The 13,381-nt window shown below is 68.4% G+C and carries 6 protein-coding genes and 1 pseudogene; 5 read left to right on the top strand and 2 right to left on the bottom strand.

The annotated features are described in order from the left end of the window. Nucleotides 1-60: 60 nt before the first annotated feature. The 3 genes from QHF84_RS38020 (at nt 61) to QHF84_RS38010 (ending at nt 8,168) form a co-directional block, all read left to right on the top strand. Entirely contained in the window at nt 61-1,002 is a 942-nt protein-coding gene (locus QHF84_RS38020) for a class III extradiol ring-cleavage dioxygenase (RefSeq protein ID WP_281318444.1), read from the top strand. A gap of 71 nt (nt 1,003-1,073) precedes the next feature. After that, nucleotides 1,074-3,092 carry a DUF4215 domain-containing protein gene (locus tag QHF84_RS38015; RefSeq protein ID WP_281318443.1) on the top strand — a complete coding sequence of 673 codons (2,019 nt, stop codon included), beginning with the start codon at nt 1,074-1,076 and terminating at the stop codon, nt 3,090-3,092. A 111-nt stretch (nt 3,093-3,203) separates the two neighbouring features. Beyond that, complete coding sequence (locus QHF84_RS38010; RefSeq protein WP_281318442.1) at nt 3,204-8,168, top strand: AAA family ATPase; 4,965 nt, start codon at nt 3,204-3,206, stop codon at nt 8,166-8,168. On the opposite strand, the gene QHF84_RS38005 is transcribed toward QHF84_RS38010, so the two are convergent. Both QHF84_RS38005 and QHF84_RS38000 read right to left on the bottom strand, forming a co-directional pair. Continuing rightward, complete coding sequence (locus QHF84_RS38005; RefSeq protein ID WP_281318441.1) at nt 8,155-10,215, bottom strand: serine hydrolase domain-containing protein; 2,061 nt, start codon at nt 10,213-10,215, stop codon at nt 8,155-8,157. The two genes, QHF84_RS38010 and QHF84_RS38005, sit on opposite strands and share 14 nt — an antisense overlap. Before the next feature lie 38 nt (nt 10,216-10,253). Further along, nucleotides 10,254-11,804 carry a VWA domain-containing protein gene (locus tag QHF84_RS38000; protein WP_281318440.1) on the bottom strand — a complete coding sequence of 517 codons (1,551 nt, stop codon included), beginning with the start codon at nt 11,802-11,804 and terminating at the stop codon, nt 10,254-10,256. Between the two features lie 173 nt (nt 11,805-11,977). Between QHF84_RS38000 and QHF84_RS37995 the strand changes: the two genes are divergently transcribed. Then, on the top strand, nt 11,978-12,811 hold the full coding sequence (locus QHF84_RS37995; protein WP_281318439.1) for an alpha/beta hydrolase: 834 nt from the start codon (nt 11,978-11,980) through the stop codon (nt 12,809-12,811). 98 nt (nt 12,812-12,909) lie between these two features. Then, nucleotides 12,910-13,381: pseudogene (locus QHF84_RS37990) on the top strand (hypothetical protein); the annotation flags it as partial.

Here is a 13,381-nt window from a genome sequence, read left to right as displayed (position 1 = left end):
TCTTCCGCGAGCGACGGGGCGGGTGCATCCTTCCTCGGTCCCACGCGAGGAGAAGAATGCATGAGCCAGGAACGTGAAGAGGGCCTCACGCGCCGCCAGGCGATCGTCGCAGGCATCGCCGGAGCGGCGACGATCGCGGCGATCCCGGGCGCGCTGGGCGGCGCCGCCGAACCTGCGGCGGACGAGCGCGAGAAGCCTTCGGTCCCGGGGCGTTTGCCCGTGGTGTTCCTGCCGCACGGCGGCGGTCCGTGGCCGTTCGTCGACGTCGGGATGGGCAAAGCGGAGTTCGACGAGCTCGCGGGCTACCTGCGCTCGATCCGCGCGCTGCCGAAGACGCCGCCCAAAGCCTTGCTCGTCGTATCGGCGCACTGGGAGGAGCCGGTGCCGACGGTGATGACGGCCGAGCGCCCGCCGATGTTTTACGATTATTACGGCTTCCCGCCCGAGTCGTACACGCTGCAATGGCCGGCGCCCGGCGCGCCGGAGCTCGCGGCGCGCGTGCGCGAGCTGCTCGGCGCGGCGGGGTTCGAGACGGCGACGAACGCGAAGCGCGGCTTCGATCACGGGACGTTCGTGCCGCTCAAGCTCACGTATCCGGACGCGGAGGTGCCGACGATTCAGCTCTCGCTGAAGCTCGGGCTCGATCCGGAGGAGCACCTCGCGATGGGCCGCGCGCTCGCGCCGCTGCGCGACGAGGGCGTGTTCATTCTCGGCAGCGGCATGACGTATCACAACATGCGTGGCTTCCGGGATCCGAGCGCGGGCGCGGTGTCGGAGGCGTTCGACGGCTGGCTCCGTGAGACGATGGCGCTGCCGTCGAACGAGCGGGATGCGCGTCTCGCCGCATGGGCGAGCGCGCCGGCCGCGCGGCTCGCGCATCCGCGGGAGGAGCACCTTCTGCCGCTGATGGTGGTCGCCGGGGCGGCGGGCGCCGATCGGGGGACGACGGCGTACAATGGCGCGGTCTGGGGGAAGCGTTTGTCGGCGTATCACTTCGGGTGAGGTGAGCGCGGCGCCGGAGGGCGATTTTTTTCCCGCCTCGGGGTGAGACATCCGCGTAGGATGCCGCCCCCATGAAGCGACTCTTCGTCGGTCTTTCTCTCGGCAGTCTCCTCCTCGTTGCTTGTAGCGACGGCTCCAGCGAAAACACGAGCACGAGTTCGAGCTCCAGCGGCGGCGGCATGGCCGGCGCGGGGGGCGTCGGTGGCACGGGCGGCGTCGGCGGTACGGGCGGCGTCGGCGGTATGGGCGGCGCGGGTGGCCTCGGCGGCATGGGCGGCGGCGGCAGCGGAGGAGTGGGCGGCGCTGGCGGCGGCGGAGGAATCGGCGGCAGCGGAGGAATCGGCGGCGCCGGTGGGGCAGGGGGCATGGGCGGCGCGGGCGGCGCGGCTGGAAACGGCGGCGGGGGCGGCGCTCCCGCTTGTGTCGTCGATGGCGTGGTAAAACCCCCGGAGCAGTGCGACGACGGCAACCTCGTCGACGGCGACGGCTGCGATCAGGATTGTACGTACTCGTGCGTCAATCCCGCGACCGATTGCCCCGCGGCGCCGGCTTGTCAGCAAAACGCGTGTCTCGCGAACCATACCTGCATCGCCGTCCCCGACCCCGCGCAGAACGGCACCACGTGTGGCCCGAACGCGACCTGCAAGGCCGGCGTCTGCACGGCCGCGGTCTGCGGCGACGGCGTCGTCCAGGGCGGCGAGCAATGCGATTTCGGCGCGGCGAACGGCCCGAATGCCGGGTGCGAGGCGAACTGCACGTTCTCGTGCACCAAGGGGCCGGACTCGTGCCCCGACGCCGAGACCTGCAATGGCGTCGAGACGTGCACGACCGTGATGAACGGGGCGAACGTCGGGCAGAAGTGCATGCCGGGCGTGCAGCTCCTCGATTGCTCCGCGTGTGCCGGCGGCGTCTGCGCCTCGGGCGTGTGCAAAGCGTCCGTCTGCGGCGACGGATGCATCGACCCGATGAAGGGCGAGCAATGCGAGCCGCCGGGCACCGTCCTCTGCGACGCGATGTGCAAGACCGCCCCCGCGGCCATGTGCGGCAATGGCATCCGTGAAGTCGGCGAGGATTGCGACGACGGGAACCAGGTGAACCTCGACGGCTGCGACGGGGTCTGCAAGTTCGAGCAAGACCTGCGGTCGAACTATCTGAAGATGCAGTTCGGCACCACCGACGCGTTCTGCGGGAACACGAATCGGCTCGGCCAGGCGATCGACGCGGGCGTGGCCGGCAGCCAGGTCCAGAGCTACATCGATCAGGGCGTCAATGCCGGGACGTCGGGCTTCCTCGCCAAGATGTTCGGCCTCGCGAGCCTCGTCGGTGTCGACGATCCGTCGGTCGAGCTCGGCGTCGTCCGCGCGACGCCCGTGGCGGGCGCGGGCTACAGCGGTTCGAACGATCTCGATTGGTGGTACAACACGAACACGGTCACGCTCGACGCGGCCAGAAACCCGCTCGACAAGCTCACGGGCAGCATCATGGGCGGTGTCTTGAATGCGGGCCCCGGCTCGATGAGCATGGCCATCAATTTCTTCCCGAGCGGCTCGACGCTCCTCCGGATGTCGAGCGCGAAGCTCCGCGTCTCCGTTGGCGCGGGCTCGACGCCGCTCGCGTCGAATGGGACGCCCCCCGGCCACCTCGTCTCCGAGCACCTGAATCCCTCTTTGCAGAGCTTCGCGAGCCTGGGGCAAAAAGACGCCACGTTCTCCGGCCTGCTCTGCGGCAACATCGGCGTGCGGTCGTTCGCGCAGACGCCCGTTCCGCCCGAGCTCTTGCCCGGCGGCATCTTCGCGTGCACGGAAGGCTACGGCGCCGCGAATACGTTCCTCGACGTGCTCGTCTCCGGCTGCACGATCAACGTGGGGTTCGTGGTTCCAGCCATCTACCCGACGCAACCCGACCAGGCCGATCCGGCCGTGCCCGTCGGCGGGGCCGGCGCGCCCTACAAGCTGACCGTCAATGCGCAGAAGGTCGTCACGGGCTGCACCGACAAGAACAACGCCGCGGTGAACCTCTCCACCTGCCTCGACGCGGCCGCCTATTCGAGCTTCTTCCGGTTCGCAATGGGCCGCGTCATCCTCAAGTAGCCTGACAGCGCTCTCGAAGGCGATCGTCATGTCGTTTCGTGCGTGAAGCCACGAGAGGCAGGGCACGATTCCGCTTGGCATCGGCCGGGCGCCCGTGTTTTGCTGCTCGTTATGGCCTATCGCACGGTCGGAGCCGCGATTCACGAAGGTTCGTCCACCGTCATCCATCGAGGACAGCAGGATGACGACCCGACCCCCGTTGTCATCAAGCTCCCACGCGGAGACGTGACGCCGCGTGACATCGAGCGGCTCCGGCACGAGTATGCGATCCTGAAGAGCATCGACGCGCCCGGCGTGGTCAAGGCCCTCGCGCTCGAGCCGTCCGAGCGAGGCGTCGCGCTCGTGCTGGAGGCGCTCCCGGGCGAGACGCTCGCGGCGCTTCTCCGGGCGCGGCGCCTCGACGTGACGACGGCGCTGAAGATCGGCCGCAGTATCGCCGGCATTCTCGCCAGCGTCCATCAGCGCGGGATCGTCCACCGCGACGTAAAACCCCAGAATCTTCTCTTTCACGCGGACACCGGGAGCGTCTACCTCCTCGATTTCGGCCTGGCCATGCGAATGTCGGAGGCGCCCGGGCGTGCCTCCGCGGAGGCCATGGCGGGGACGCTCGCCTACCTCGCGCCCGAGCAAACGGGCCGGATGAGCCGGGCGGTGGATCATCGCGCCGATCTTTATGCATTCGGCGTCACCCTCTACCAGATGCTCACCGCGTCGCTGCCTTTCACGACCACCGACCCCGTCGAGCTCGTGCACAGCCACATCGCCCGTGTCCCCGCGGCGCCGCGGGAGGTCGATGGGCGTATCCCCGAAGTGGTCTCCGCGCTCGTCATGAAGCTCCTCGCCAAGGCGCCGGAGGATCGATACCAGAGCGCGCGCGGCGTCGAGCTCGATCTGGCCGCGTGCATTCGCCAGATCGAGGAAACGGGCAACGTCGAATCGTTCGTGCTCGGTCGCCACGACATCGCCTCAGCGCTGCACCTCCCGGAGCGGCTGTATGGGCGATCGGGCGAGGGGAAGGCCTTGCTCGATGCATTCGAGCGAGCGCGGCTCGGGCCTGCGGAGCTCGTCCTGATCGCGGGCCCGTCCGGGGTCGGCAAATCGGCGCTCGTCCACGAGCTCCGCCGAAGCCTGCCTCGCGACGGCGCGCGCTTCATCGCCGGCAAATTCGATCTCCTGAGCCAGAGCGTCCCGTACGGCCCCGTCATTCACGCGTTCCGCGAGCTCTCGCAGCAGCTCCTCGGCGAGAGCGCGGGCGAGCTCGCGTCCTTTCAGGCGCGGCTTTCGCGGGCGCTCGCGGGCAATGGTCGGGTCATCATGGATCTCGTCCCGGAGCTCGCGAACGTCCTCGGTCCGCAGCCCGCGCTCCCCGTCGTCGGGCCGGCCGAGTCGCAAAATCGCATGCGCCTCGTGCTCAAGAGCTTCGTGCAGGTCTTCGCGAGCCCGGAGAGGCCGCTCGTCCTGTTCCTCGACGATCTGCAATGGGCCGATCCGGGCTCGCTCAAGCTCCTCGAGGTCCTGCTCGCCGATCGTGATGGCCCCGGCCTCTTGATCCTCGGCGCATATCGCGACAGCGAGGTGGACGCGGCGCATCCCTTGATGGGGACCCTCGCCGCGCTGCGGAAAGAGGGCGTCGCGGTGAGCGAGATCGTGCTCCGATCGCTCGGCGCCCCGGAGCTTTCGCAATTGCTCGGCGACGCGCTCGCCGTGGACCCGCTGCGCGCGCGCCCGCTCGCCATGGCCGTGCTGGCGAAGACCCAGGGAAACCCGTTTTTCGTGGGCCAGTTCCTGCACGCATTGCACGAAGGCCAGCAAATCCGTTACGACGCCGAGCAATGCGCCTGGCGCTGGGACCTCGAGGCCATCGAGGCGCGCGAGGTCACCGACAACGTCGTCGATCTGATCGTCCGGAACCTCGCGCTCCTCGCGCCGGAGACGCAGCACGTCCTCCGCCTCGCCGCGTGCATCGGGCATGGCTTCACGCTCCAGACCCTCTCCACGATCGACGAGCTCTCGCCCGACCGGACCGCCGATGCGTTGCTCCCCGCGATTCGTGAGGGGCTCGTGGTGCAGGAGGCGCCCGATCGATACCGCTTCCTGCACAACCGCGTGCAGCAGGCCGCCCATGCGATGATCGACGAGGCGGATCGGGCCGCGACGCACCTGCGTATCGGGCGGCTCCTCCTCGCGGGGATGGAGCCCGGCGCGCCGGATCGGGCCCATTTCGAGGTCGCCTTCCACCTCAATCGTGGCGAGGCGCAGATGCAGGACCCTGCCGAGCGGCTCGCGCTCGCCGAGCGGAACCTCGATGTCGGTCGCAGGGCCAAGGCGTCGAATGCGTACGACGCGGCGGCCCACCATTTCCGCATCGGCACGACCTTGCTCCCGGAATCGGCCTGGCAAGACCTCCACGCGCTCACGTTCGCCCTGCACGAGGAGCTCGCGGAGTGTGATTACCTCTGCGGGCGCTTCGAGCAGGCCGAGGCCTCGTTCGATCGCCTCGTGGAGAGGGCCCGGTCGAAGGCCGACCTCGGGAACGTGTTCGCCAAGAAGCTCCGACTCTATCAGGTCGCAGGCAGATATGCCGAGGCCGTCGACGTCGGCTTCCAGGCGCTGCGACGTTTCGGCGTCGAGATCCCCGACACCGACGAAGGCGTGCAGGCCGCGACGACGCGCGAGATGCAGGAGGTCCAGGCGCTCCTCGGCGAAAAAACCATCGAGGCGCTCGTCGACGCGCCCGTGATGGCCGATCCCGAGCAGATCGCGCTGATGAGCATCTTGAACGAGCTCCTGTCCTGCTCGTACATCGGCCGCCCCGCGGTCTTCCCGCTCAGCACCATACGGGCCGTCCGCCATTCGCTCCGCCACGGCAATTCGCCCGCGTCCTGCTACTCGTACAGCTGCTACGCCGTCCTCCTCGTCACATTGGACCAGATCCCGACCGCCGTCGCGATCTCCGAGATGGCGATGGCGTTGAACGAGCGCTTCGCCGACGCCTCGTCGCGGGGCCGCGTGCTGCACGTGCACGGCAACCACATCCATTTCTGGGTCAACCATTACCGCACGTGTTTCCCCTTCGTCGAGCGCGCGTTCGACGCCTGCCTCGCCGTCGGCGAGCTCGTCAACGCGGGCTTTATTGCCCATTCGGTGACGTGGCTCGCCCTGGAGCGGGGGGACGCGCTCGACGACGTCGTCCAGTTTTCCGAGCGCTTCGCGGCCTTCGCGAAGCGGAGCCGGAACGAGCTCATTCTGCTTGGCATTCAGCTCACGCAGCAATTCGCCCGCAGCCTCACGCGCCCCTGGCTTCCGGATCGGCCTCTCGACGACGATCGATTCTCCGGGGACTTCGTCCTCGCGACCTTCACGCGCGCGGGCTTCCGCACGGGCATCGCCTTCTATCACATCACGTTGCTCATGCTGCATTACACGGCCGGGCGATACGAGGAGGCGGTGGCCTCGGCCGACCACGCGCGCGACGTCCTCGACGCCGTGCCGACCCTGCCCATCGAGCCGACGTTTTACCTGTACGAGGCGCTCGCCCTGCTGGCGCGTGGCCCCGTCGGGGATGCGGAGACCACGCGACGGGACCAGGTGCGGATCGACACGAGCCTCGACAAAATCGCGCGGTACGCCGAATTCGGCCCCGAAAACTACGAGCACAAACATCTTCTCTTGCGCGCGGAGGCGTCGCGCGTCGCGGGGCGCCACCTCGAAGCGGACGACCTTTACGACCGGGCCATCCTCTCCGCTCGGACGCACGGCTTCACGCCCTATGAGGCGCTCGCGAACGAGCTCGCCGGCCGGGCGCTGCTCGCGCGCGGCAGGCATCTCCTCGCGCCCGTGTATCTACGCGAGGCGCACGCCGCATACGTTCGCTGGGGCGCGACGCACAAGGCCGAGCGGCTCATCAAGGAGCACCCGCAGATCGTTGCCCACGGCCTCGCGCGCGTGCCCGCGACACACGCCTCCGCCAGCACCAGCACCTCCGCGGGCCGGGGTGTGGCCAGCGTGGTCGACATGGCCACGGTCCTGCGCTTCGGGCAGGCCCTCGCCGGGGAAATGGAGCTGCCGAAGGTGATCGCGCAGCTCATGCGTATCGTGCTCGCCAATGCGGGCGCCACGCGGGGAGCGCTGATCCTCGACCGGGACGGCGAGCTTCGAATCGAGGCGACGATGACCCTCGGGCCCGATACCGTCACGGTATGCGACGGAGGCCCGATGGATGCGTCTGCCGACCTGCCGATCTCGGTGATCCGGTATGCGGCGCGCACCCGCGAGGTCGTGGCGCTGGGCGACGTGGCGGCCGATTCGCGCTTCGCCAAGGACGCCTCCTTGCGTGGCCGTGGGGTCCTGTCGATTCTTTGCCTCCCGCTCGTGCACCGTCGCCGCCTCGTGGGCGTGCTTCACCTGGAGAACAACCTCGTCCGCGAAGCGTTCGGCGCCGAGCGGGTGGAGTTTTTGGAGCTGCTCTGCGCGCAGGCGGCGACGGCGCTGGAGAATGCGCTCCTCGTCGGGCACCTCCAGGAGGCGAGCCAGGCGCTTCGGCAATCGAACGAGCGGCTCGAAGCCGAGGTCGCCCAGCGGACCCACGATTTGCTCGAGGTCAACACGCGGCTCACGCAGGAGCTCGTCGAGCGCGAACGCTCCGAGCAGGCACGCGCGGCGCTCCAGGAGGAAATCATCCGCGTCCAGACCGATCTCCTCGTCGAGCTCTCCACGCCGCTGATTCCCATCACGGACGACATCCTCGTCATGCCGCTCATCGGCGAAATGGACGCGCGGCGCGCCGAGCGGGTGATGGATACGGTCCTGTCCGGGGCGTCGAACAGCGGGGCCCGGGTCGTGATCATGGATATCACGGGGATGAAGACCGTCGACGCCGAGGCCGCGTCCGCGCTGATCCGCGCGGCGTCCGCGCTGCGCCTGCTCGGGATGCAAGCGTGGCTCACGGGTGTGCGTCAGGAGGTGGCCCAGACGCTCATCGCCCTGGGGATCGACCTCGGCGGCATTCTCACGTTCGGGAGCTTGAAGCGAGGCGTCGCGCATGCGGCGCGCCTCGCGCGGATCACTTCTCGTTGAACACGTACTCGTGCTGGGCGTCGCGGATCGTCAGCGTCCGCTTCGCCCCGCCGCCGACCACGAATTCGACACCGAGAATGCCCGGCGCCGTGGTGACGAACGAGATCGTCCCGTCGGGGTTCTTCTTCGACGCGACCTCGCTCTTCCATTCGCCGAAATCGAAGATCGTCGCGGCGCCCGCGCGCGACACCTTGACGTCCCCGAGCGCCGCGCTCGTGTAATGGGCCGCGAGCTTCGCGGACTCTGCGGCGTCGGCCGGGATCGTGAGCAGCTTGCGCTCGGCGGCCATTTGATCGAAGTACATCTTGCCCATCGTCGCGATCTCGGTGTCCGCCTCGGCGTTGCCGTCGAACAGCACCTCGAGCAGCTTGCGCTGGAAGACGCTGCGGATGAGCCAGCCCGGGTCACCGTTCGTCAGGACCACGGCCCCGACGCCGTGCTCGGGCAGCCACATCATGTCGCTGTGGAAGCCGATGAGATCCCCGCCGTGATGCACCACGGTCACGCCCCATTTCTTGTCGACCATGAGGCCCATGCCATACGTCGCGTCCGGACTGATGGAAACCTGGGGCGCGCGCCGCGCGAGGAGGATGTCCTTCTCGATGTATTGTTTCCCGTCCGGCAGTTTGCCCTCGGCGAGCTCCATCTGGACGTACTTGAGCACGTCGTTCACCGTGGCCCATGCGCCGCCCGCCGGGCGCACCGGAATGACGGCGTCGTTCACCGCCGCGGTGGCGCGCGCCGGCTTGCCGTCGACGTCCTGCGCGTGCGGAGCCGCGTAATTGCCGGTCTGCGCGCGCTTGAAATCGAACGTGGCCCCCTTCATGCCGAGCGGCTCGAACACGCGTGTGCGCATGGCCTCGTCATACGCCTTTCCGAGCTCGAGCTTCGGGAACGCCACGTGCCCGCCGAGGAACCCGGCCGCCGCCGCGAGCGGATTCGAATACTGGAAGAGCTCTCCGAATTTGCTCGTCGGCTGCATCGTCGCGAGCGTCCCGAGCGCGCCCTCGGGCGTCACGCCCTGGAACTGGAAGATCCACTCGAGATCCTGCCGCGGCATCCCCGTACACGCGCAGATGAGGTGCTTGACCAGCACGCGGCTCGTCGTGTCCTGGTCGCCGAGCTTGAACGAAGGCAAGAGCGCCGTCGCCGGCGTCTCCCACGTGAGCTTCTTCTCCTCGACGAGCTTCGCGAGCATCAGCGTCGTCAGCGCCTTCGTATTCGACGCGATGATGTACTTCGTGTCCGCGTCCACGGTCGGCTTCTTGCCGAGCTCGCGCGCGCCGAATCCGCCGGCGAACACCACCTTGCCGCCCTGGATGAGGCCGATGGAGACGCCCGGCACGCCGAGCTTTTGCTGGGCCGTCTCGACGAACTTCCCGAGCGCGGCGATCCGCGCCTGATCGAGCGTATTCGCCTTTTTCCCGGCGAACGACTCGCGCGCCCGGCCCTTGGGCAAGAGGCGCCCGTAAATCTGCCCGACCTGAGCGCCGCGCTTCTCGCCGACGGCCTGCGCCATATCGTAGATCACCACGGTCCACGTGTCGTTCGCGAACCGCGCCATGACGCCGACGTCGCGTTTTTCGTTGGGCGAGGTCTGATAATCGTAGATCTTGATGCGACTCCAGCCGTCCTTGTCGGGGGCGTCGACCGTCGACTTGAGCGGCCATTTCTTGTCGGCGCCGTACGCCGCCCACGCGAGCGCGACGGCGGCGTCCGCGTCCTTCGCCTGGACATCGACGAGCGCGATCCGCGAGCCCGCCTCGGGGGCTTCGAGGATCGTGGCCTGTCCCTTCACGCTGATCGTCCAGCCGTTTGGCGCGATGAACGTGTTTCCAGAGACCGTGGTCTTCGGCGTATCCGCGGCGAGCCGTTCGCCGGCGACCGCAGGCGGCGCCGGGGCCTCGGGCGCGGCCGTGGGCGTGGCGGAGGCGGCGGGCGTGGAAGAACGAGCCGGCTCCACGGGCGGCGTGGGGGCCGTGGGTTCCGGTGAGGAGGAGCAGGCGGCGAGGGTGACGAGCGCGATAGCAGGTAGCAGCGAACGCATGGCGCGCAATCTACACGCGCGCGCCTGGCAGGCAAGTTCTATTCTTCCCGCGTTTGCGGCAGCGTGTATTCGAGCAGGATTGCGCCGCCGGCCTCGGTGAAGAACAACGTCCTCAAATCGATCAAGTTCCGCGTGGGCTGCATGCCTCCCTCCGTCGTCACGCCATACGCGTGCACGAGCTCCGCGCCGATCCCCTGCACGACCGCGCCGACCTCGAGATCGTAGGCCACGGGCGTCACGAGGTAATCGAAGGCCTTGAAATACCGGAGCATGTCCTCGCCCGATTGCACGAACAGGTAATTGCCGCCGCGGCTGTTCGCGATCGCATGGATCACCGACTGGTGGAAGTTCTCCCCGACCCCGAGCGCGGTCAGGCCGATCCGGCGGCTCGCCTGCTCGGTCACGAGCCGCACGAGCGAGGCCGTATCCGTCACGCCGGTGTTGAGCCCCGCGTCCGAGATGAGGATCACGCGGTGCTCGTAGCCCGGCAGGCGATCCACGTTTTCGCGGACGAGCGTGAATCCATCACGCAGGCCGGCTTCCAGGTTCGTCGAGCCGCGCGTGTTCAGGGCCTTCACCTTCGCGATGAGCGCCGGCTTGTCGCGCACGGGCGCGGGCCGGACGAGGATCTCGCTGTTCGTCTCGAAGAGGACGATGGACAGCAGATCCTCCTCGTCGAGCTCCTCGATTGTCCGGACGAGCGCGTCCTTGGCCCATTCGAGCCGCGATTTTGTGGTGCCGTCCGTGGCTTCCATCGAGCCGCTGACGTCGAGCACCACCGCGAGGTTCAGCGGATCGCGATGGAAGGCCTCCGCGGTCGTCGACGAGCCCATTCCGAGCTGCACGTAGAGCCTGCGTTTCTCGGAATCCACGGCGACGGCCGGATTCACGCAGACGAGGGACGAGCAGGCCTCCGCGCCGGTGAGCGGCAGTGAAAACTCGCGCAAGAATCCCTCGACCGTGAGCACCTCGGCCTTGGGGACGCTTCCATCCCGCACGAGCTTGCGGAAATACCCGAACCCCTGCGCCCCGCCGCCGCCCAGGGCGAGCCCGCCCCCGGCCCCACCTCCGGCAACACTCATCGCCCGGAACAGCATCATGGGAGGCGACGAATAACCGCCGACGGGCGGACGACCTTGCGCCATGTTCGCCGCGAGGGAGCGCGTCAGATCCAGGATTTTCGCGACATCGTCATCCTCGCGAAGTCGCGGGCTCGCCAGGACGCGGGCGTCCATGTTCTGGATTTCGGTGACCAATGCAGAAGCGACGGCCTTGCGGGGCGTCGCGCAATCGATGATGACCCGCCTGATGTCGGCGCGAACGGGAGTGAGCAGGCAGGCTTTTTCGTACCGGCCGAGGAAATCGACGAGTGTCTGGGCGGTCTGCGCCAGGAAAATCGTCTTTTCGATCCCCGGATCGGTCGCGACGAGGCCGGGGCCTCCCAGCGGCGGGATTTCGAGGGATCGGGATCTCGATTCGGTGCGTGCATTGTCTGCTCGCTCGTAATGCCAGGAGACCTCGACGCGCCCCGCCGCGAGCGCGGGGCGTGCGAAGAGGACGAGCGTCGCGAGGAACAAGAGGAGCTGCATGGAAACCTCCTTCCCGGGCCGGGCCCGGGTGCGGGGAGGAGGCAAGACGGGCGCCCTCCTGCGGACGCGCCGCGTGACGGGAAGGCGCGGATAATGAGGTTTTTGACCCGCGCCTGTGGAGGACGTATCCTGAGCTTCAGCACGACATCCCACGCAAGCAGCGAGAGACAGCCATGACGACTGCGGAGTTTTTCACGGCGAGAGGGGTCCGTCTTCGCCGACGAGCCGAGCGCCCAGGCGATCTCAACTGGCTTTTCCTCCCCGGCGGCCCAGGGATCGGGTCGGAGAGCTTGCACGAGCTCGCCGACGCGCTCGATGTTCCGGGCGCCATCTGGATGGTGGATTTGCCGGGCGATGGCTCCAATGTCGCGCCGCCCGGCGCGCCGGCGAATCCATTCGAAACATGGCCGCAGGTCCTGCTCGAGGCCGCCTCGGCGCTCCCGAACTGTGTCTACGCCGGCCATTCCACCGGCGGGATGTACCTGCTCTCCGTGCCGGAGCTCGAGGCGCACATCGTCGGGTTGGCGCTCCTGAGCTCCGCGCCCGATGCCGGCTGGAGGTCCCATTTCTTCGAAATGACGAAGCGGAACCCGCTGCCCGAGGTGGATGCCGCGTCCCGGAGATACGAGGCGGAGAAGACCAACGAACGGCTCCGCGACGTCGCGGTCGCGTCGGCGGAATGGAATTTCACGCCGGAGAGCGTGGAGATCGGGCGGGAGCTCCTGGGGCGCATGCCATACAATTTCGAGGCCGTCGACTGGTCCGACCGGGCCTTCGACGAGAGTTACGTCTCCAGGTGGTGGCCTCGAACGTTGCCGACCCTCATCGTGAGCGGCGCGGAGGATCGGATCGTATGGCAGGCGCTCTGGGACCGACCCGAGTTCCAGGGGCGAAACGTCCTTCGCCGGACGGTGGAGGGCGCCGCGCATTTCCCGTGGATCGAGCGGCCCGAGGCGGTGCGCTCGGCATTTCAGGAGCTGGCCGCGAGGATCCTTCAGGGCAGATAGGGAGAAGCGGCGCTGCTGGCCGCGGCCATGTCCGCAGGACCGTGCTCTCTCCGCCCCAAGCTGGGCCCTCGGCACGCCATCGTGGTATCCTGGCGGCCATGAACTTGCTTCGACCGTCATCCTTACCCCGGATCCGGCAGCTCGCGCGCCTCGCGGTCCTGCCGCTCATCATCTTCGCCGGCTCGTGTTACCAGGGCCCGAGCTGCAACCTCAACTTCGACCAATGCCAGGGCGATTCGGAGTGCGGGCCGGGGCTCATCTGCGCCCAGGAAGGTTTTTCCTTCGGCCTCGCATGTATCTCCGCGACGGAGTGCCAATCCAACGCGGACTGCCCGTCCGGCTCGACCTGCGACCAGCGCGCCACGCTCCCCGCCGACAACCCCTTCGGCGGCGACTTCGTCGGCAAAAAGGTCTGTAGCTGCGGATCGCTCTGCGGCGGCGGCGGCATCGGAGGCTTCGGCGGCGCCGGAGGCTCCGGCGGCGCGGGCGGCAGCGGCGGCGAAGGCGGCAGCGGCGGTGCCGGCGGCAGCGGAGGCGCCGGCGGAATCGGCGGCGCGGGCGGCAGCGGCG

Source organism: Polyangium sp. y55x31 (assembly GCF_029946505.1).
Classification (GTDB): domain Bacteria; phylum Myxococcota_A; class Polyangia; order Polyangiales; family Polyangiaceae; genus Polyangium.
Note: the sequence above shows the minus strand (reverse complement) of the source record. Positions and strands in the feature narration are given on the sequence as shown.

Excerpts from the sequence above, each read along its gene's own strand:
- QHF84_RS38020 (WP_281318444.1), top strand. The coding sequence starts at position 61 with ATGAGCCAGGAACGTGAAGAGGGCCTCACGCGCCGCCAGGCGATCGTC.
- QHF84_RS38015 (WP_281318443.1), top strand. The coding sequence starts at position 1,074 with ATGAAGCGACTCTTCGTCGGTCTTTCTCTCGGCAGTCTCCTCCTCGTT.
- QHF84_RS38010 (WP_281318442.1), top strand. The coding sequence starts at position 3,204 with ATGGCCTATCGCACGGTCGGAGCCGCGATTCACGAAGGTTCGTCCACC.
- QHF84_RS38005 (WP_281318441.1), bottom strand. The coding sequence starts at position 10,215 with ATGCGTTCGCTGCTACCTGCTATCGCGCTCGTCACCCTCGCCGCCTGC.
- QHF84_RS38000 (WP_281318440.1), bottom strand. The coding sequence starts at position 11,804 with ATGCAGCTCCTCTTGTTCCTCGCGACGCTCGTCCTCTTCGCACGCCCC.
- QHF84_RS37995 (WP_281318439.1), top strand. The coding sequence starts at position 11,978 with ATGACGACTGCGGAGTTTTTCACGGCGAGAGGGGTCCGTCTTCGCCGA.